The 21,208-nt window shown below is 40.7% G+C and carries 16 protein-coding genes; 8 read left to right on the top strand and 8 right to left on the bottom strand.

From position 1 onward, the window contains the following. The first annotated feature begins 9 nt into the window (after positions 1 to 9). The gene (locus GM920_RS06745; RefSeq protein ID WP_182954752.1) at positions 10 to 384 is read left to right on the top strand and encodes a DoxX family protein; all 375 of its coding nucleotides are present in this window, start codon (positions 10 to 12) and stop codon (positions 382 to 384) included. Positions 385 to 460: 76 nt separating this feature from the next. Here GM920_RS06745 and GM920_RS06740 read toward each other — a convergent pair whose 3' ends face one another. The 4 genes from GM920_RS06740 to GM920_RS06725 form a co-directional block, all read right to left on the bottom strand. After that, positions 461 to 703, bottom strand: coding sequence for a hypothetical protein (locus tag GM920_RS06740; RefSeq protein WP_182954750.1), 243 nt, complete (start codon positions 701 to 703; stop codon positions 461 to 463). Between the two features lie 197 nt (positions 704 to 900). After that, positions 901 to 1,734, bottom strand: coding sequence for a DUF6266 family protein (locus tag GM920_RS06735; RefSeq protein WP_182954748.1), 834 nt, complete (start codon positions 1,732 to 1,734; stop codon positions 901 to 903). A 360-nt stretch (positions 1,735 to 2,094) separates the two neighbouring features. Continuing rightward, the gene (locus tag GM920_RS06730) at positions 2,095 to 2,274 is read right to left on the bottom strand and encodes a hypothetical protein (protein ID WP_182954745.1); all 180 of its coding nucleotides are present in this window, start codon (positions 2,272 to 2,274) and stop codon (positions 2,095 to 2,097) included. A 115-nt stretch (positions 2,275 to 2,389) separates the two neighbouring features. After that, on the bottom strand, positions 2,390 to 2,755 hold the full coding sequence (locus GM920_RS06725) for a DUF1622 domain-containing protein (RefSeq protein WP_182954743.1): 366 nt from the start codon (positions 2,753 to 2,755) through the stop codon (positions 2,390 to 2,392). Between the two features lie 287 nt (positions 2,756 to 3,042). On the opposite strand from GM920_RS06725, the gene GM920_RS06720 reads away from it, so the two are divergent. Together GM920_RS06720 and GM920_RS06715 are read left to right on the top strand one after the other, a co-directional pair. Next, entirely contained in the window at positions 3,043 to 6,219 is a 3,177-nt protein-coding gene (locus GM920_RS06720; RefSeq protein WP_182954741.1) for a sugar-binding domain-containing protein, read from the top strand. 84 nt (positions 6,220 to 6,303) lie between these two features. Then, the gene (locus GM920_RS06715; protein WP_182954738.1) at positions 6,304 to 7,146 is read left to right on the top strand and encodes an OmpA family protein; all 843 of its coding nucleotides are present in this window, start codon (positions 6,304 to 6,306) and stop codon (positions 7,144 to 7,146) included. Between the two features lie 56 nt (positions 7,147 to 7,202). Here the strand turns inward: GM920_RS06715 and GM920_RS06710 are convergent, their stop codons facing one another. Continuing rightward, positions 7,203 to 8,045 (bottom strand): VOC family protein, encoded by an 843-nt coding sequence (locus GM920_RS06710; RefSeq protein WP_182954735.1) that lies wholly within the window; start codon positions 8,043 to 8,045, stop codon positions 7,203 to 7,205. Positions 8,046 to 8,187: 142 nt separating this feature from the next. Beyond that, complete coding sequence (locus GM920_RS06705) at positions 8,188 to 9,039, bottom strand: ROK family protein (RefSeq protein WP_182954733.1); 852 nt, start codon at positions 9,037 to 9,039, stop codon at positions 8,188 to 8,190. A gap of 161 nt (positions 9,040 to 9,200) precedes the next feature. On the opposite strand from GM920_RS06705, the gene cslA reads away from it, so the two are divergent. Continuing rightward, positions 9,201 to 11,309 carry a chondroitinase-AC gene (cslA, locus tag GM920_RS06700; RefSeq protein ID WP_182954731.1) on the top strand — a complete coding sequence of 703 codons (2,109 nt, stop codon included), beginning with the start codon at positions 9,201 to 9,203 and terminating at the stop codon, positions 11,307 to 11,309. 212 nt (positions 11,310 to 11,521) lie between these two features. Then, on the top strand, positions 11,522 to 12,772 hold the full coding sequence (locus tag GM920_RS06695; RefSeq protein ID WP_182954728.1) for a glycoside hydrolase family 88 protein: 1,251 nt from the start codon (positions 11,522 to 11,524) through the stop codon (positions 12,770 to 12,772). A gap of 65 nt (positions 12,773 to 12,837) precedes the next feature. On the opposite strand, the gene GM920_RS06690 is transcribed toward GM920_RS06695, so the two are convergent. After that, the gene (locus GM920_RS06690) at positions 12,838 to 15,276 is read right to left on the bottom strand and encodes a phosphocholine-specific phospholipase C (RefSeq protein ID WP_182954726.1); all 2,439 of its coding nucleotides are present in this window, start codon (positions 15,274 to 15,276) and stop codon (positions 12,838 to 12,840) included. A 235-nt stretch (positions 15,277 to 15,511) separates the two neighbouring features. On the opposite strand from GM920_RS06690, the gene GM920_RS06685 reads away from it, so the two are divergent. The 3 genes from GM920_RS06685 to GM920_RS06675 are packed head-to-tail and all read left to right on the top strand — an operon-like array spanning position 15,512 to position 20,805. Continuing rightward, positions 15,512 to 16,603 (top strand): peroxiredoxin family protein, encoded by a 1,092-nt coding sequence (locus GM920_RS06685; RefSeq protein ID WP_202986043.1) that lies wholly within the window; start codon positions 15,512 to 15,514, stop codon positions 16,601 to 16,603. Positions 16,604 to 16,633: 30 nt separating this feature from the next. Continuing rightward, the gene (locus GM920_RS06680) at positions 16,634 to 18,067 is read left to right on the top strand and encodes an alpha-L-fucosidase (RefSeq protein ID WP_182954723.1); all 1,434 of its coding nucleotides are present in this window, start codon (positions 16,634 to 16,636) and stop codon (positions 18,065 to 18,067) included. A gap of 38 nt (positions 18,068 to 18,105) precedes the next feature. Further along, entirely contained in the window at positions 18,106 to 20,805 is a 2,700-nt protein-coding gene (locus GM920_RS06675) for a glycoside hydrolase family 3 N-terminal domain-containing protein (protein ID WP_235964455.1), read from the top strand. Positions 20,806 to 20,807: 2 nt separating this feature from the next. Here the strand turns inward: GM920_RS06675 and GM920_RS06670 are convergent, their stop codons facing one another. Then, the gene (locus GM920_RS06670) at positions 20,808 to 21,182 is read right to left on the bottom strand and encodes a winged helix-turn-helix transcriptional regulator (RefSeq protein ID WP_182954721.1); all 375 of its coding nucleotides are present in this window, start codon (positions 21,180 to 21,182) and stop codon (positions 20,808 to 20,810) included. Positions 21,183 to 21,208: the final 26 nt, after the last annotated feature.

Genomic DNA, 21,208 nt, shown 5'->3' with positions numbered 1-21,208 from the left:
CATAAACTGATGAAAAAGAACAAAATTATCTTCTGGGCGACAACCATTCTCATCTTCTTATTTGAAGGCGTGATGCCGGCACTTACTTCTCAAACTGAGATGGCAAAAGAGGGGATTCGACATCTCGGATATCCGGGGTATTTTGGTGTCGCACTTACTGTTTTTAAAATCCTGGGGGCACTGATTTTGATTATCCCTGCTGCACCAAAACGCGTTAAGGAATGGGCATACGCGGGTTTCGGATTCGATTTTATTTTTGCGTCCATTAGCCATGCTGCCGTAGACGGTTTCGGAATGGAGGCGATCTTTCCGCTAATTGTATTTGCAGTGTTGATTATTTCTTATGTGTATTATCATAAGGTCTATGATTCGGAAAGCCTTTAAACGAGTAAAGCCCAACTCAGTTGGGCTTTACCTTATATTTTTTGAATGGAGTAAATAATGATACTTCGCTCAATTATTACTTATTGTTCTCCAAATAATTTTCTAAAATACTTTTCAGATAAAGTTCTGGCTTAGGCATGATGATCACTGTGCCTGGCTCTTTATCTTGCGAATGCTTGATATAATTCGCTTTAATCTTTCCCCAGTCTTTCGAATAAAGCTGAATAAACATATCTACAAATTCTTTATCAGTATACTCTTTTGGAAGCTTACTTAATACAACTTCAATTTTCTCTTCTTTTCTATGTAATACTGCCATGGTAATTTCTTGATAATTTCTGCATCAAAGCTATGAAACTAAATTGAGTTAAGGCTTATGATTCTTCAGGATATCTACAGCAAAAGAATTTTTCGGGTAATCTTGTAGTTCGGACATGGTTCTGCAGCAACCAAGCCAGAGGTTGATTTCTTGATCTTGATTTCTAAAATAAAGCGTAAAATGAATCGATTTCTTACTTAACCAGGCTTCCCGGGCAGATGTTGCAGTTGATTTTTGAGGACTTTATATTCCTTTTCCAGACATTTAAATGCTTTGGTCTTGGGCTTCGTTCCGTAGTTATCTTTCAATTGACTTAAATAACTGCCTTCCACCTGATCAAATCTTGTTTTTACCTGCTGATATTTCTCTTTCGCCTCTTTTTCTTCCTTGTTTTTACCCAGTCCATTCAAATTACCCAGGTAAACACTGTCGGATATCCTTTCTCCATCCGCAGAAATAAAGGAAATATAAGGTTCTATCTGTTGATTCAGGGCCTCCTCATACATGGGAATAAAGCATTTCCCTTCAGATCTTCTGGCAACATTCAAGTAGTCCTGGTCACGTTTGGCTTCTGGAGTACAAATCATGACCATAACACTGTCGTTGTGCCTTAATTCGTCGTAATGCTTCGGATCCCAACTGATCTCTAATCCGCCATCAACTTTCTCGATCTTCAAATCTTTGGTTTCCGGCATCACACCTTTGCTCAGCATTACTTTGCTGTAATCGATGCTGATATTAGGATATTCCCCCTTTAAAGCCTCTTTTTTATGATAGGAGGTGGCCAGATTATGAGCATTATGAACCGTTCCTTTGGCCTGTAAACCATAGCCCAATTTAATAAAGCTACCCACTCTGTTGAGCAGTTTCATGGTCACTTCCATAGCCTGGTAATTGGCCAGTTGAAGTTTGCTGGGTTTACCTTTTCTCCCGATTAAACGGACTACAGGCTGCCCATTGAGCATATAGAAAACAAGATTGCCAACTTTTCCGTTGAGGTGACCCTGAGGGCCGTTTGAAGCGATAGCCATAGTTAAGAGGTTAATGGTTTGAGGTATAGTGTGGTTAAGTCGGGACTGAATAAGAGGAAGATACACATTTAATTCCAGGTAACACCTTATTGAGCTTTTATTTTATAAGCAATTAAATCAAAGTTATCTAGTGTTCTTCACGGGTTTGATGGGGCTATAAGCTTAGTTAGGCCCTATCAACCCCCAAATAAAGGAGCAGGAAAGCCCAGGTAAATGTAAGGTCAGTATAAGGCTACCTGCAGCTAACCATAAGGTAGCCTTCAGGAAATCCTCAAGGAAAAGAAGTCGGAATAAGGAGAAGTAGCGGAGCGGTACTTGAGAAGCTGAAATGTGGTGGTTAAATCAAGAATAAACCCCGATTTATTTGTGCTTAGTTGGCACTTTCTCGGGATGCAAGAATTTGTCAGTTTCGGCCCTCAATTCGTCTAACCGATGATTCACTAACTCAGTTTTTTTCTTGAGCTCTGCAGTGTGGGCTGCAAGGTTTTTAGTGATTTCTGCACTGCTTTGTGTGGTGTCTTTTTTATTTGATTGATCCATGACGATTGGAATTAATACTTAAATATACCAGAAAAAATAATTGCAAATATTAAAAACAGATTAAATTTTTATGCTCAAATCAAGGAGTATTTAGCTCCATTTTCATCTTCTTTTTTTACTTTTTTAAGGATTGATCAGTACGCGTTTTTTCGGTTTTTAAATCGTCGATTTCCTTGTTTAGAAAATACGATAAACCCGTTCTAATCACCACCGTGCCGGCTAATATGCCCAAATCTTGAAAAGTAGGATTAACAATGGTCTCAATAATATCCGAAGCAATTAAAAACTCTAGCCCCAGTAGTAAATAATAACCTACTTCAATCTTAATCTGAACGGTTCTATGTAAAGAAAAACCTTTACCTAAACGGTTGAATTCATTTTTCACAAAATGGAAAAGACCAATTGCGGCACCGTAACAGATGATCGCAATGCTGATATAACTGATGATATGAGAAGTGTAGATCAATATCTCATGCATCATAGTTACAATGTGTTTAAAATGTAATGAATTAACCCCCTTTTAATACAGGAAGTTACGAAAATATATTAAATTTTTATATCATTTTTAATTTCTTTCTTGCACTTGTAATCCTGCGGGGATATCCTCGTGATTTTGCTAGAGGTATACCATAAGATCTGAACCGATCAATCATAATATAGTCCATCAAAAGAACGGTTATATCCATTTTGGATTGCTCAAGTTCATTTATGTTTGCATCTGCTGATTATGAATTTGAAAATCAGTTGCGCACACAAATTTTAAAACGAATGAAGATTAGGTTTTTAGCAGTGATGGGGCTGCTGGTTATATTTATAAATAAAGGTGTTGCTCAGGAACAATTCTCCCTGGCCGGAACCTGGAAGTTTCAGTTAGACGAAGCCAATCATGGCGAAAAAGACAAATGGTTTGAAAAAGAATTAAAAGAAAGTATAGCGCTTCCTGGAACCACAGATCAGGCGAAAAAAGGCACAAAAACTGTAGGTGCTGATTACGGGATTTTATCCAGAGCCTATAAATATATCGGACCGGCATGGTACAGCAAAACCATCAATATCCCGGTATCCTGGAAAAACAAAGAAATTTCTCTGTTCCTGGAAAGGGTGATGTGGGAATCCAAAGTATGGGTAGACGGTAGGTTAATGACTACTCAGGATGGTCTTGGCGTTCCACACTTGCATACTTTAGGAAAACTGACACCAGGAAAACATCGCCTAACCATCCGCATCAATAATGAGCTGATTCATAATATTGGAGATAAGGGACATGCTTACACGGAATACACACAAAGTATCTGGAATGGAGCCGTAGGAAAAATAGAGTTGCGCACAACAGCAAGCACAGCTGTAGCCGATTTACAGGTTTATCCGGATGCAGAAAAGAGGGAAGTGAAACTGAAGATGACGGTTAAAAATCCACAGCAGATGAAGCTGAATTATCGCATCATAGACCTGCAAACAAATCAAACCGTTTTTAGTAAAGCCGGAGCTTTGTCGGCAGCAGGTTCAGAAACTCAGGTATTAAACCTGGATTTTCCCATTAAATTATGGGATGAGTTTAGTCCAAATCGATACCGAATGGAAGTTAAACTAGCCAACAAAAATGATAAATCTGTCGATTTTGGCTTCAGAAGTATCGGCCATACGAAATCGAAAGTTCTGATTAATAACCAACCGGTTTTTATGCGTGGTAACCTGGATTGTGTGCATTTTCCGATCACGGGATACCCTTCCTGCGAGGTCAAAGATTGGGAGCGTATTTTTAAGGTCTATAAATCTTATGGACTAAACCATGTGCGTTTCCATTCCTGGTGCCCTCCGGAAGCTGCTTTTGAAGCCGCAGATAAATTAGGAATTTACATTCAGGCGGAAGCCATCTGGATCGATTGGTGGATGACTGATCCGCCGAAAGACAGGCCGGACATGCTGACTAAAGGATTGCCTCCAGGCTTAGGGAAAAATCCTTCCGCAGATAAATATACCAAAGAAGAACTACAGCGAATGCTGGATGCTTATGGAAATCATCCTTCATTTACGATGATGTGTATCGGCAATGAACTCGGGAATTCTGATTTCAATGAGATGGCAAAATGGATCGAAAAGCTGAAAACGAACGACAATAGAAGGTTGTATGCCGTGTCTACAGCTAGAAAGATTATGCCGGTAGACGACTATTCTGCCACCCATAACATTCCAAATGTAGGCGGTACTTACGGTCTGCAAGGTGGAAGAAGTGATTACGACCTGGAGAAAAACTATTCGAAAAGTAACATCCCTATTTTCGCGCATGAGGTAGGACAGTTTCCAGTGTATCCATTATGGTCGGAGATTGATAAATACACAGGCGTTTTAAAAGCCAGAAACCTGGAAGTATGCAGGGCTTCAGCCATTGCCAATGGACTGGAAAATAAAGACCTGGCATTTCATCAAGCTTCAGGTGCTGTTCAAAAGATACTTTACAAGAGTTTAATTGAAAACTTTTACCGCACACCTTCCAGTGGAGGATTCCAGCTGTTGAGTATGCAGGATTACCAGGGACAGGGAGAAGCTTTAGTGGGATGGCTTGATGCTTTTTATGAAGATAAAGGAACCACGGATACGACCTATTTTAAGCAATACAACAATGAGGTAGTGCCTCTGGCCAGAATAAAGAAATTTGTATGGGAAAATACGGAGACTTTTACCGCTGCCTTAGAAGTAGCAAATTATGGAAGAGGAGACCTGAACACGGCGCTGGACTGGAAAATTATCGGAGCGAATCAGCAAGTATTAGGGCAAGGAACGCTACCTAAAACTTCGATCAAAAGAGGAGAAGTGAAAAGCTTCGGATCGATTGAAATGGCCTTGACGCAGGTTGCTAAAGCCACAAAAGCGAAACTGATGATCTCGCTACCAGGAACCAAATTCAGAAATGAATGGGACCTTTGGATTTATAATCCAGCAACAGTACAATTGGTTGCTACTGGAAGTGATCAGGCGCTAAATTCTGTAGTATTGGAAACCAGTGTGCTGGATGAAAATGCAATGAAGGCATTGGAAAATGGTAAAACGGTAATCCTTTTTGCAGCGAAGTTGGGAAATTCTGAGGTTTCCAGACCTTTATTCTTTACGCCGCTGTTTTGGTCAAATGTTTTCTTCCCAGGACAAGAGAACACTACTTTAGGAGCTTTGATCAATGATCAGCATCCCGCATTGAAAGGATTTCCAACGGAATCATTCTCGGATTGGCAATGGGAAAGCATCAGTAAAGGAAGGTCCTTTAAAATGAAAGACTGGCCTGAAAACCTAAATCCAATCGTACAGCCCATCAGTGATTTTCACCTGAATGAAAAACTGGCCGCGGTTTTTGAGTGTAAGGTTGGGAAAGGGAAATTATTAGTTTGTGGTTATGATATCGAAACACCAAAAAATCCAGTGGCAAAACAGTTGAAGTCTAGTTTGTTGACCTATGCGGCTGGTCCAGGTTTTAATCCTGAGGTTAAAGTAGATGCTGCACTGTTAAAGAAAACTTTTCCTTTCATAAAGGAGGCCGAATCAGCTGTCCCAGCTGCTTTTTCAGATGCTTTGGTGTATATGAAAACCGGTGATAAAGCACCCGTTTTGAAACGAAATACCACATATCAAATGAAAGGGGAAGAAGGAATCTGGGAATGGGAAGGGAAATCTGCCTGGTATGGTAAAAACCTCGAGATGACCATTAACCCACCGCAAGGCGTGATTGGCGAGTTATACCTACATTTTGAAGATTGGAACAATGAATCCAGATCTGCGAAAATATGGATCGATGGCAGGGAATTTATGACCGGTACGCTGGATAAAAAGGGAAAGTGGATCAAGCTGTTTGTGATGAGGGAAGATACGAATGATGGAAAACTCGGCATAAAAATTGAGTCAATGTCGGGCAGTAACGCAATGGTTAGTGAGGTGGTGTTTGTGGAGCAGAAATAGTTTTTAGCACTATTATGTTTATTTTTTTAGTAATAACTAAACCTTTATGCCGTTTCAATGTTATTGTTTTAGAATTATAAAATTATGAAAGTACCTATATTACCAGCTTTGTTGATTGCTGTGGCTTTATTAGGCCAGGGTTGCGTGAGCAATAAGAAGTTTGCAGATCTGCAATCCAGCTACAATCAATTACAAGAGAAAAATCAAGGTGTGAACCAGGAACTTGCGAGTTCTAACACACGCGTGAAAAGCTTAGAAGAGCAGATTGCTGCACAACGTGAGAACGTAAAAGCTTTGCAAATCGCATTGAACAAATGTTTAAATTCCAGTAGTCAGGGAAATACTAATATTTCGAAACTGGTAGATGAAATCAATGTCGCTAATAAGTACATCCAGCATTTGGTGAACACCAAAAATACCAGTGATTCTCTAAACCTGGTATTAACCACCAACCTGACCCGCTCTTTAAGCAGGGAAGAAATGAGTGATGTAGATATTAAAGTATTAAAAGGAGTAGTTTACATCTCGCTTGCCGATAATATGTTGTATAAATCAGGAAGCTATGAGATCTCTGATCAAGCAGGTGCAACTTTAAGTAAAATTGCAAAAATCATTAAAGATTACCAGAGTTATGATGTATTGATTGAAGGAAATACGGACAATGTACCTATTTCACAGGTTAATATTCGTAACAACTGGGATTTAAGTACGTTGAGAGCTTCCTCAGTAGTCATGTCTTTACAAAACAACTATGGCGTGATTCCTAAAAGGTTAACAGCTGCCGGAAGAGGGGAGTATAACCCGATTGCCAGCAATGATACCGCAGAGGGAAGAGCGAAAAACAGACGGACTGAAATCATCATTACTCCTAAGCTGGATCAGTTTATGGAGTTAATAGGAAAAGCCCCGGAACCAGTAAAAGAATAAATTTGTAATGCCCTGTTGATCTAAAGATCCTCAGGGCATTATTGTAAAATGACAAACTAAGCGTTCTCCAGCTCTTTTATGATCAGCTTTTTCATACCCATCATGGCTTTCATGGCCCGCTGACCGCGTTCCGGGTGACTGATTAATTGTACTATAGCTTTAGGAATGATCTGCCAGCTGATGCCAAACTGATCAATACACCAACCACAGGCGACTTCAAAGCCACCATTGGAGGTCAGTTGATCCCAATACTTATCAATTTCTTCCTGTGTTTCACATTCTACGACCAAGGAAATGGCGTCGTTAAATCCAAAAGCATGTGCTGCGGAACTGTCCATGGCCATCATCGTATAGTCATTCAGCTTATACTGTGCATGCTTGATGAAATCGGTACGGTCACCTTCACCTTCCGCGTATTTCTGGATACCCTGAATTACGGAATTCGGGAATAAACTAGTGTAAAAATTGATGGCAGTCTCTGCTTTACCAGCCCTGTCACCGGTAAACATTAAAGTCGGACAAAATTTCTGTGGCACATCTTCTTTTGTTCCGGTATACAGCTGCCAGGAGACGCCGTATTTGTCTTCAATCCAACCATATTTGGTGCTCCAGGGATAGCTGTCTAATGGCATCATAATTTTTCCGCCATCCTGTAGTTTGTTCCAGTATTTTTCTGTCTCTTCTGCATTTTCACCCAGAACCATAAAAGATATGGCGGGATTTGGATCAGTAGAAGGTCCTTCATTGAGCAACATAAATTTCTGTCCGCTCAGTTCTATTTGTATCACAAAAGGATGGGTCGTACCAATTTTACCTTCCCCAAAAGTCTGGGTATAAAATTCGGCTGCCTCTGTAATTTTTCCTCTGATGGTCAAGCAAGGATAAATGAAGTTTTTCATAATGATTAAGCTTTACAGTTATATAAACTAAGTTACAAAAAGACAAACTAGGAAAGGTGGGGCAGAAGAGACATTTTAATTGTTTATTAGTGCTCAGGTATTTCTAATTGGGGAAGGAATAGTTTTGCAATCGTTTGGGTTTTTATGTTTTCTGATTGAAATATAATGCGGCAGCGCCAAGGATGGGAATATGGTCAATTTCTGAAGCTGTGATCTGGATGTTTTTAACCACAGGCTGATACGGGAAATCTTGTAATTCTGCCCATAAAGTAGCTTCAAAAAATGGAAAGGATTTACTAACTGAGCCACCCAATACGATCATTTCCGGATCTACAGCATAGAGGATAGTTTTGATTAGCCAGCTGAGGTGTTTTCCGTATTCCTGGAAAATTTGTAAAGCTGCCGGATCTCCAGCCGCCGCTCTTTTGGAAACTTCCTCGCCAGAGCTTTGATGAAAATGACTAAAAAAACGACCACTACAATAGAATTCGTAATTGTGATCCAGGTAGGGGATCATGCCGAATTCGCCAGCTCCGCAATTGCGCCCTTCATAAAGGTGACCATCGCAGAGTAGCCCTGCAGCAACACCAGTGCCTAGAATTAAGCCTGTTAGGTTGTTTTTTCCTTTGCCTTTGCCATACTGAGATTCTCCGGCAGCAAAGCAATTGGCGTCATTGTTCATGAAAACGGGAACCTGGAAATGATGCTCCAAAATGGACCTTAATGGAACGGCCTTCCAGGAAGGGATATTCTGTACGTCATAAACAATGCCTTCTTTGGTATCCAGAATACCTGGAACACCAATTCCAATAGCTGCCACTTCAGGGTTGATCACCTTGCTGATGGAATTGATGACTTGATCAATAACAGTTTTTTCTTCGCTTTTGGATGAAATCCGATCGCTGTCGATTTTTATAATATCCTGTCCGTTTACTAATCCGGAGCGCACATTGGTACCCCCAAGGTCTACGCCAATCAGTGTTTTGTGGTTCATCAGCTACATTTTATTGTGGATACATTTCATTGCTTTTAGGGGAAATGACTTCCTGCTAATATAAACACGATTAGGCTAAAATGGTTTATTTTGTATATTTAAAACGAGAATAACCAAACCTAATAAAAGCTTTTTTAAGCAAGCCAACCAAATTTACTTAAATGAAGAGAATATTGTTAATGGGTGTATTGATGCTGGTGATGTTGACGCCACACTTAGCGAATGCACAATCAACTGATACTGACAAATTAATTATGCAAAGGATTGTACTGGATCTTAAAAAACCAGTGCAAGTTGTAGATAAATCCGCTGAAAAGAACCTGGCTTCCCTGGAAATCAATGGCAGCTGGAAAGACATTGATTATGGCGCTAAAACAATTACCAATTGGCAACCAGGACAACATTTAATCAGACTGGAGAACTTAATTCAGGCCTATGTGACAAAAGATAGCCGTTATTATGGTAAAGCTCAGCTGCTCGATGCGATTTCCCATGCTTTCAAATATTGGTACGATCAAGACCCAAAAAGCAGTAACTGGTGGCACAATGAAATTGCTACGCCTCAGGCTTTAGGAGAAATGCTAATCACCTTGCGCAGTGGTTCAGGCCGTATCCCTGCTGATCTGGAAGCACAATTGATCGAAAGAATGAAGCGTGGTAATCCTGAAAAACAAACAGGTGCCAATAAAACAGATATCGCCCTGCATTATTTTTATAGGGCATTGTTAACTAATGATCATGCTTTATTGGCGACTTCCACTGCGGAATTATTTGATCCAATTAAGTTGGTGCATTATAAAGAAGGGCTGCAGTATGATTTTTCTTATTTGCAGCATGGCCCGCAGCTACAAATATCAAGTTATGGCCTGGTGTTCATCACTGGGGTGCTGAAAATGATTAATTACGTACAAGGAACACCTTACGCAATTAGTAAGGAGAAATTACAGCTGTTTTCAAAGTATTACCGGGAGTCCTATTTAAAAGCCATCAGAGGCAGTTATATGGACTTTAACGTAGAAGGACGTGGGATCAGCCGCCCTGATATATTAAGCAAGCATACAGAGAAAACCAGGTTGCTGATTGCGGAGCAGATCGATCCAGAACACAAGGAGGAATGGCAAGCGGCAATTTCGCGAACAGACAGTACGAAGGCGCCTGATTATAAGATCGAGCCTATGCATAAACATTTTTGGAATGGAGATTATGTAATTCATGGCAGACCTGGCTACTCTTTTAATGTCAGAATGGTTAGCAATCGAACCAAACGCAGTGAGTCTGGAAACAAGGAGAACTTATATGGTAGATATTTGTCGGACGGCGCTACAAACATTCAGGTTAGGGGGCCAGAATATTTCAACATTATGCCCATTTGGGAGTGGGATAAGATTCCCGGTACCACAACCCGAGATTACCCTGCAGATCGCCTGACTTCAAAATTTTGGGGCGAAGATGGTAGCAATCCTTTTGCCGGTGGCGTGTCAGATGGTAAATATGGCGCAAGTGCTTATGCTTTGAATTATGACAGCCTTTCCGCAAAAAAAGCCTGGTTCTTTTTTGATCAGGAAGTAGTTTGCCTGGGCGCGGATATTCATAGCAATACACCAGAGTCAATCGTGACTACCCTTAACCAAAGCTGGTTAAATGGAGCGGTATTGGGTTCTGCTATAAAGGGTGATTTTGGAAAGGGAAAAATGGAAATGTTTAAAAATAATCAGAACAGCTGGATTTTGCATGATGGTATCGGTTACGTATTTCCTGAGTCCTCATCAGTAAGTTTGAGTAGCAATATCCAGACCGGAAGCTGGGCTCGAATTAACAATGCCCATCCAGATCAGGAGCTTTCCGGAAATGTTTTTAAGCTATGGATCAACCATGGTAAAAATCCGGAAAGTGCCAAATATGCTTATGTTGTAATTCCGGGGATTAAAAATGCGGAACCTTTGATAAATTTCAGCAAGTCCGGGATAAAGGTATTGTCTAACACTTCCGAAATTCAGGCGGTAGGCAATGAAAAACTAAATATGCTACAGGCAATATTCTATGCGCCTGGCGTGCTAAAAACATCAGAATATAGCATTAAGTCGGATAAGGCCTGTGCAGTTTTAATTAAATCGCTGAATGGGAAGATGCAGATTTCTGTTGCTGATCCATTGCAAACAGAAGTAAATGCCCTGATCAGTATTACGAATCTTAAGGATGGAAAAACTAAGGATTACCCGGTTAACTTTCCTCAGCAAGAATATGCCGGTTCTACCGTAACGCTTAAATAAATTGGAGATTATTTAACTGATATCGGGGATGAACTGATTATTACCCTCAAATAAATTAAATCGTCCCCCCTTTTTAATCCTGATGATGCTCAAATTTGGAAAACTACCTGTTTTGAGAATCCTGAATTAAACAGGAGCGATATCGAATAGACGAAGAATGATTTGAAACCTTTAATATCTAATAACCACAAATGAAATTGACCAATTTTAAAATGAAAAGAAACAGGCTGTTGCTGGTGTCAGCAGTAGCAGTTTCCGTAACCGCATCTTCTTTCTTGTTGCTTTCTCCAAAAACAGCGATGATTAAAAAGGATTTTGCTGTTGCGGAGCAGCAGTATGACCAATTGCTTAAAACCAGTAAAGACTTGACCCAGTTTCCCCGTACCACAAATAAAGATGGTTCGGTAAGATCAACAGATGTTTGGGATTGGACGGGCGGATTTTTCCCTGGAGGATTATGGTATTTGTATGAGTATACTCAAAAACCGGAGTGGAAAGCTGCTGCTACAGAATGGACGGAAGCACTTGAGAAAGGACAGTTTTTAACGCAACATCATGATGTAGGTTTTGTAATGTATTGTTCTTATGGTAATGCCTTGAGGTTTGAAAAGGATCCGGAGAAAATTGAAAAGTATCATAAGATATTGATCCAGTCGGCAGAGTCTGCATTGACGAGATTTGATCCAAAAGTAGGTCTGATTAAATCATGGAATGCTAAAAAATCATGGGATAAAAAGACGACCTGGCAATACCCGGTGATCATCGATAATATGATGAATTTAGAAATGCTTTGTTATGTTTCAAAACTAACAGGTAACCCTAAATATAAAGAGGTGGCGATGAGCCATGCTTTAAATACGATGAAGAACCATTTTAGACCAGATTTCAGCACGTATCATGTGGTAGATTACGATGCAAATGGCAATGTGATTCACCAGCAAACGAATCAGGGATATGCGGACAATTCGACCTGGTCAAGAGGACAAGGTTGGGCGATTTATGGTTTTACGATGATGTATAGAGAAACGAAAGACAAGCGTTTCCTGGAAGCAGCTCAAAAGGCAGCAGATTTTTACCTCAATCATCCTAATTTGCCAAAGGATAAAGTTCCTTACTGGGACTTTAATGTGAACCAGCCAGGTTATCAACCGGATTGGGCTTATGATGCGAAGAAATTGGATTACGTGCCAAGGGATGCTTCAGCCGCAGCATTGACCGCCTCTGGATTATTGGAGTTGAGCACGTTTGCGAGCAATGGCACTAAATACTTTAAGCAGGCAGAACTGATGTTGCAGTCTTTGTCGGGCACAGGTTATTTAGCCAAACCAGGTACCAATGCCGGATTTATTCTGAAACATTCTGTGGGGAGTTTCCCGCATAATTCTGAGATCGATGTGCCTTTAGTTTATGCAGATTATTACTTCTTAGAAGCCTTATTGAGGTATCAGAAGTTGTTGAAATAGTAGTACTATTAAAATTGAAACAGCCCTTAAATCTATTGATTTAAGGGCTGTTTTGTTGCATTTAGTTATACCAAATTCCCCATTAAAGGATCTGTAAAACTGTCTTTTGTATGTTCCGCATGTCCGGCAAATTGCTGGCTATACACTTGGTTTTTATCTGTGGATACGGTGAAATCATACCAACTGTGACTTGCTTTGAGGTCAATTGGAATAAATATTTCTTCCTGACCCTTATTTAAAACCGCATAGACCGCTGGTTTCTTATAACTGTTGTCTTTGACGGTTATTTTGATCGGATTTCCTTTGGCCAGTCTTCTGATGTGTAACAGCACATTCCCATTGGGTTTGCTGCCATCTTTTTCTGCCTGATACCTTAACGCGATTTCGATTTCAGGGTCATTGGCATTCCCTTTATATCGGCGGTAAAAACCATTGGCGCTGTAGACTTTTAAATCATAGGCTTCCTTATCGAAATCTGCTATTGGCCATTGGTAATCGATCGTATCACCGGCGTCGACTGTGAAATCCCAGTTTTTATCCCCTGCATAAACGATAAAACCAACGCCTTTTGCTTTATTGCCAAAGAACTTCTTGCCGGCAGTAAAATCGATCTTCAGTTGTTTGTTGGTTGGATCTAAAGCGGCATGCGCATAAAGCTCATAAGGGATGGCATTTGCCGGTTTGATACCTGGTTCTTGTTTCGGTAAATTCGGATTGCCTTTCGGGTTTTTTAGGATACCTGCAATGGCTGCTTTATCCAGGTTTTTGAAGTTGTCAGGTAGTTTTGCAAACTTAGCTTTGTGAATGCTTTCTAGGAAAGGCATTCTTTCAACTGCTTTTGGCAATGGAATATTTTCACCGTTGTAAGGTCTGAAAACAGAGGTTAAGTCGCCACAAAGGCTTCTTCTCCAGGAGCTGATGTTGTCTTCATGGATTTTCTGCCCGGTTTTATGAGAAAGGAAATGTTCCAGAAACTGGATCGAAGAGGTATGGTCGAAAGTTTGTGAGTTCACATATCCACCTCGTGACCATGGAGAAACCACTACCATCGGCACACGGAAACCTAATCCGATTGGACTTTCTCTTTTACTGTTGTCGCCAACATAAAGATATTCTGCACTGCTGTCTAATGATTTGGATACTTTTCCTTTGCGCTGGTCCTTTGGATCAGGAGCTACAAATGGAGGTAAATGGTCAAAATACCCATCATTCTCATCGTAAGTAAGGATAAAGATGGTTTTTTTCCATACTTCTGGGTTTTTCGTTAAAATGTCTATGGCTTCCGACAAGTACCAGGCTCCATACCAAGGGGCTCCTGGGTGATCTGAGAAGTTGGAAGGGGCAACCAGCCAGGAAACGGTAGGAAGTTTACCCGCATCAACATCTGCGCGAAATTGATGTAATACATCACCTTTCGGGATTTGTGCGGTTCTTTCCGTTCCATTGTCGTTATAGGTATGGGATTCCAGGGTATGGAAATCCGGGTCATTTCTATTGGTGACAAAAGCTCTTTTATGTAAATCCTGTTGTTCTGGACTTAGTTTTTCCAGCGGATTGAGTTCTAAAAATTCGATTTCTTTGGTGACAAACTGAAGGTTCTTTTGAAGTTTTGGATCTGCCTTTTCTTTCAATTTATTTTCCAGTTGAACTTTCGCTTTGCGGAGGTAAACCAAATGTTCCGGATGTCTTTTAACATGGTATTGCTTGAAAAACTCCATGTCGTTGTCGGTAAAGTTAGACAGCCAGCTGTCTTCTTCATCCTCCAGACCTACACCAACACTCAGTTCATTCTGATATATTTTCCAATCTACTTCATGTTTTGACAGACGTTCTGGAAAAGTGCTCCAGGATACGCGTTCTGAGCCATCAATGTAACCATTTGAATGGTGGGCTGTAGAGGTAGCGTTTTGTTCTTCCCTGATTTTGCCCGTCCAAAAGAAACAGCGGTTCGGACTTGTTCCTGTTAAAATAGAGCAAAAGTTATGGTCGCAAACGGTAAAAGCATCCGCCAAAGAGTAATAAAAAGGAATGTCTTCGCGGTTGTAATAACCCATGGTTAAGGGCATATCCGCATATTCTTTATTGCCGGATCTTTTCGCTTCTAACCAGCCGTCATAGCGGCCATTGTTGCGGGCATCCACCTGATTTTCCCAGGAATGGGGTAGGGCACTCATCCAGGTTGCTTTCGTGTCTTTAATATTTAAGCGGAAAGGGGCATAAGTTTCTCCCTTTTTGTTGCTTTGCAGCCATACCGGGTATTGATTGGGTAGGGTGATGGCTCTGGGATTGTTAAATCCTCTCACCCCTTTAAGTGTACCGAAGGCATGGTCAAAAGACCTGTTCTCTTGCATTAGAAATACGACATGTTCTGCATCTAAATACGTGCTTCCCAAGGTCGGGTTGATGGCCATTGCTCTTTGTATCGAGGCGGGTAATATGCCTGCAATACCCAGTGCGCCGGTCAGTAAGCTGGCTTTTTTAATGAAATCTCTTCTGCTTTCCATTTTTTGTGTGTGTAGTAATAAAAAGATTGATCAGCCTAAACTAAACATTCCTTTTAAAATTCTTATTGATGTGAGGTTAATTTTACCTACCAGGTCTGCTGGATGGCTTTTGCCCTTTCTTTCCTGGTGCTGGAGCTTCATTATTTCTGTTCCTTCTGGTTATTGTTTTGGAAAATTGTGATTCTTATTAGAAAATTAGGTTATTAAATGTATTTTAAGGCGAAAATTATCGCTTATGAAATTCCTGGCTCTAATCTTTTTTTTTCTGGTTCAAAGCACCTGCTTTGCACAAAATACAGTACGCTTGGAGATCGATGCACCAAAATTTAAGGACGGCACTAAAATGCAGATCTACCCAAATAATCCTTTAATCAGAAGGAGTGATAAAGTTGGGGAAGTTAGTTTGATTAATGGGAAAGCTACAGTAGAATTTGCAACTGGCAATGGAGACAGTTTTTCTCTTGCATTTAAGGAACAGCGTCTGGGTTTATATCTCGAACCAGGTACAGTAAAAGTCAATATACCGGATAGGGTACTTAAGGATGCTGGGGTAAGTGGTAGTAAATCTACTCAACAGATGGGCCAATGGTTCGCGGATTGGAAAAAGATGCCGATTTATGAAATCACGAGCAAGGCACAAGACAAATGGTTAGAAGCGACTACTGATGCGTTAAAAGCAGTAGCCAAGGAGGAGTATGATCCCATAAAAGCAATCTATGATCAGGAAAGAATGAGTTTCAATACCAAATGGATAATATCGAATCCTGATGCTGATGTGACTTCGGAAGTACTTAAATCCTGTAAAGGTTATATGCCAGATGATCAACTTGCAGCCTGGTATGAGGGGCTTAATGAAAGGGCGAAAGGTAATTTAGCTGGTAGATATATCAAGTATAATATAGATAGCCTTTTTGTCAATGGGACTGCGCCAGCATTTACACAAGCAGATACTGATGGCCACCTGGTAAAGCTTGCTGACTTTAGAGGTAAATACGTGTTGCTTGATTTTTGGGCTTCCTGGTGTCTGCCCCGAAGAGCGGAGAATCCATATCTACTTAAGCTCTACAATCGGTTTAAGGATCGCAACTTTACCATACTCGGAGTTTCATTGGATTCAGAAAGAAAACCCTGGTTAGAGGCAATAAAAAAAGATCAGGTTTTCTGGACGCAGGTATCTGAATTGAATGGGTTTGACAACTCGCTGATCACAAAGTATGCAATTAAAAGTGTGCCTGCGAATGTACTGATTGCCCCTGATGGGAAAATTATTGCGAAAAATATAGCTTTATGGTCATTGATGGAAATATTGGAGCGGCTGGATAAATAGTATTTAAAGATTTTAAAGGATATTAGTTAAATGAAGAAACGAATTGTAATTGCGGCGTTGCTGGTTTGTGCGTTTACCAAATTAACAGCACAAGATCATGGAGTTCATCAACAATCAACGGTTTACGAATGGCCAAAGGATCCGCTGGTAAAACAGAAACTGGATAAATGGCAGGATCAGAAATTTGGGATGATTGTTCATTGGGGATTGTATGCGGTTCCAGGAATCATTGAATCCTGGTCTATTTGTTCTGAAGACTGGATCGATAGAGATAGTACAAAAACCTATGGTGATTATAAAAAATGGTACTGGGGATTGAATAAAAGTTTTAACCCGGTGAATTTCAATCCGGAACAATGGGCTGCTGCAGGTAAAAATGCCGGTATGAAATACCTTGTTTTTACGACGAAACACCACGATGGTTTTGCGATGTTCGATACGAAGGAATCGGATTTTAGCATTGCTAAAGGTCCCTTTGCGGATAACCCAAAAGCGGATGTGGCAAAGTACGTCTTTGATGCATTTAGAAAACAGGGCTTTATGATTGGTGCTTATTTTTCTAAACCAGATTGGCATTCGCAATATTACTGGTGGTCTAAATATGCTACGGCAGATCGAAATAACAATTATGACATCAAAAAGAACCCATGGCGCTGGAATAAGTATAAATCATTCACTTATAACCAGCTGGAAGAACTGATGACAAATTACGGTAGCGTTGATATTTTATGGCTGGATGGCGGTTGGGTAAGGCCATTAGAAACGGTCAATGAAGAGGTGCTTTCCTGGGGTGCTAATATTCCAAAATGGAGCCAGGATATAGACATGCCTAAGATCGCCAGTATGGCAAGAAAAGCGCAGCCAGGTCTTTTGATGGTCGATAGAACGGTGCATGGTCCTTATGAAAACTATCAGACACCGGAACAAAAAATCCCGGATACCCAATTGAATTATCCATGGGAAAGCTGCATGACTTTAGGTGGGGCATGGGGATTTGTCAATAACGACCAGTATAAATCTGCAAATGTGGTGGTTCATAAGTTGGTAGAAATTGTAGCTAAAGGCGGAAGTTTGCTTTTAGGGATAGGACCCAAAGCCGATGGTACATTGCCAGATGAAGTGGTTCGTAAATTGAATGATATTGGAGAATGGACTGCTAAAAATGGAAAGGCCATTTATAACACGCGGATCACTAAAAACTACCACAGCGGACAAACTTGGTTTACCCAGAGTAAAGATGGAAAGAAACGTTATGCTATTTATTGCAAAACGGAGGGGGATAAACCTGCCGGTACCATTAGCTGGACTGGAAACTCACCGAAAAAAGGTACGGTAGTGACGATGCTTTCTAACGGTAAAAAACTAAAATGGACTAGTGTAAATGGGGAAACTACTGTAGTGCTTCCTGCGGGGCTTAAAGGTAATGAACCTGCTTTGTCCTTTGAATTTAGTCCGGCCGACTAAGGCTTTCTTTGTGTTCCTGAAATTTTAAAATGTGATTGATGAAGTTTATAATGATGAGAGTGGTTTTATTGTCTGCTCTGCTTGGAATTTTTAATGTAACAGTTGCAAGTGATACACTCGCTGTAGCTCATAAAAAAACAGTTAAACCTTTATATCAGAATCCCGCTGCTCCAATTGAAAAAAGGGTCAGTGATTTATTATCCCGGATGACTCCGGAAGAGAAATTCTGGCAGCTTTTTATGATACCCGGAGATCTGGATGGGGTAGATAAGAACCGCTACAAAAACGGTATTTTCGGATTGCAAGTCAGCGCAGTGACTCAAGGTGGCGGTGGGGCAGGACAAATGATGACTTACAATACGCAGGAAAATGCCTACACCCTTGCTAAAAAGATCAATGCGATACAACGCTATTTTATCAAAGAAACGCGTTTAGGGATTCCCATTATTGCATTTGATGAAGCGCTGCACGGGCTTGTTAGAAAAGGGGCTACTGCTTTTCCCCAGGCTATTGCGCTTGCTGCTAGTTTTAATACCGATATGATGGGGCAGGTGGCCGGCACGATTGCTCAGGAAACCAAACTAAGAGGAATAAGAGATATCTTAACACCGGTGATCAATATCGCATCAGATGTGCGCTGGGGTCGGACGGAGGAAACTTATGGAGAAGATCCTTTTCTTTCTACTCAAATGGGCCTGGCCTTTATTAGGGCATTTGAAAGCCAGAACATCATTACCACGCCTAAACATTTTGTAGCCAATGTTGGTGATGGTGGCCGTGATAGTTATCCCATTCATTTTAACGAACGCTTATTGGAGGAGGTTTATTTTCCACCCTTTAAGGCAGCGATACAACAGGGGCATAGTCGTTCACTCATGACTGCTTACAACACCGTTAATGGTACACCAGCTACTTCCAACAGTTATTTGCTGACTCAAAAATTAAAGACAGAATGGGGCTTTAAAGGCTTTGTGATTTCTGATGCCGGGGCGGTAGGCGGTGCAAATGTATTGCATTATACTGCTGCGGATTATAATGAGGCAACCAGACAAGCAATAATAGCTGGCCTGGATGTCATCTTTCAAACGGAGTTCGATCATTATAAATTGTTTATTACACCTTTTCTGGATGGATCAATTCCACAAAAACGGATAGATGATGCAGTTTCAAGAGTATTGACTGCCAAATTTGAATTGGGGCTTTTTGAAAATCCTTATGTTTCTGAAAAGGAAGCCCAGAAAGCTTTAACTGATCAAAGTCATAAAGCGATTGCGAAACAGGCAGCTTTACAGTCCTTTGTTTTACTGAAAAATGAAAACCATGTTTTACCGCTAAAAAATATTAGCAATATCCTGGTGCTTGGAGAGGATGCTATAGAGGGCCGTTTAGGTGGATATAGTGGAACGGGTAATGGTACGGTTAATATTGTGGAAGGCTTAAAGCAAAGAGCGGGCGACAAGATTAAGGTGACCTACAGTAAGGGGAGCAGCAGAAATCCGGTATCCTATGTGCCTGTTGCAAAGCAATTTTTAAAAGCGGGTACTGCACAAGGGCTTTTTGGGGAATATTTCGATAACCTTACTTTAAGCGGTGTACCTGTGCTTGCTAAAATAGATCCGCAAATAGATTTTATGTGGACGCTTTTTTCTCCGGACAAGCACTTGGCAACCGACCAATATTCCATTAGATGGAAGGGCAGTATTCAAGCTCCAAAATCAGGTACTTATCAGATCGGTCTGGAAGGAAATGATGGTTATAGGTTGTATCTGGACGGGAAGTTGTTGATTGATCAATGGGAAAAAAGATCCTATCATACACAACTGGTTCCTTTTTCTTTTGATCAGGATAAGTCGTACGAAATCCGCGTGGAGTTTAAAGAGCCTAAAGGGAATGCACATATTAAATTGATTTGGAATTATGAAGTAGCTGATCAGCAAGCGAAGGACTTGTCGGAGGCGATTAGATTGGCAGAAAATGCAGATGTGATTGTTGTTGCAGCAGGAATAAAAGAAGGGGAATTTCAAGATCGTGCTTTATTGAGCTTGCCAGGAAATCAGGAACAGCTGATTCAGGCGATGGAGAAATCCGGAAAACCAGTGGTGGTTTTATTGGTTGGCGGCAGTGCCATCACCATGGATTCCTGGCTTAAAGGTGCTGCGGCAGTGTTAAACGTTTGGTATCCTGGCGAAGAAGGTGGCCATGCCGTGGCGGAGACTTTATTTGGTGATTACAACCCGGCTGGACGTTTGCCGATTACTTATCCTATTCATGAATCGCAGTTGCCGCTGGTCTATAACCATAAGCCAACAGGTAGGGGCGATGATTATAATAACTTAAGTGGGGAGGCCCTTTTTCCTTTTGGTTTTGGACTGAGCTACACGACATTTGAGTATAAAGATTTGAAATTAAGTAAGCGCAATATTTCCCAAGCTGAGCGCATAACTGCAGACTTTACGTTACAAAATACAGGTCAGTATGATGGTGATGAAGTGGTTCAATTGTATGTTCGCGATCTGCTGAGTAGTGTTTCCAGACCAGTTTTGGAATTGAAAGCTTTTAAAAGGGTTCGTTTAAAAGCGGGAGAAGTTAAGCGGATTTCATTTGAAATTACACCGGATATGTTAAAGATGCTTGATGCAGAAATGAAGACAATTATTGAACCCGGAGATTTTAGAATAATGATTGGATCGTCCAGTAAAGAGCTGGTACTAAAAGAGAATTTGACAGTGGTAAAATAGGTTTATTTTGTGAGCCTACAATAGTTGTCGTTCCAATCGGTTAATACCTGAATAACCGGGAGTAAGGTGATCCCAATTTCTGTGAGTTTATATTCTACTCTTGGAGGTGATTCCGCGTATGCTTTTCTGCAAATGATCCCATCGCGCTCCAGTTCCCGGAGTTGTATGGTCAGTGTGGTCTGCGCAATATCATCCATTTTTCTTTTCAACTCTCCGAACCTGGAAACGCAATCATCAGCAATGATTTTTATCAGTAACATCTTCCATTTACCGCCCATAATTTTCAAGGCATTTGTCACGGCACAGTTATTTGTTGAATAATCGTCTTTTTCTGGTTTTGTAAGCCCTTGATTATGAATAATGGTATCGTTTTCCATACTAAGTATCGTTTTAATAACTACTT

The sequence above is a fragment of the Pedobacter gandavensis genome (assembly GCF_014172405.1).
Taxonomy (GTDB): domain Bacteria; phylum Bacteroidota; class Bacteroidia; order Sphingobacteriales; family Sphingobacteriaceae; genus Pedobacter; species Pedobacter gandavensis.
This window is presented reverse-complemented; position numbering and strand designations above follow the sequence as displayed.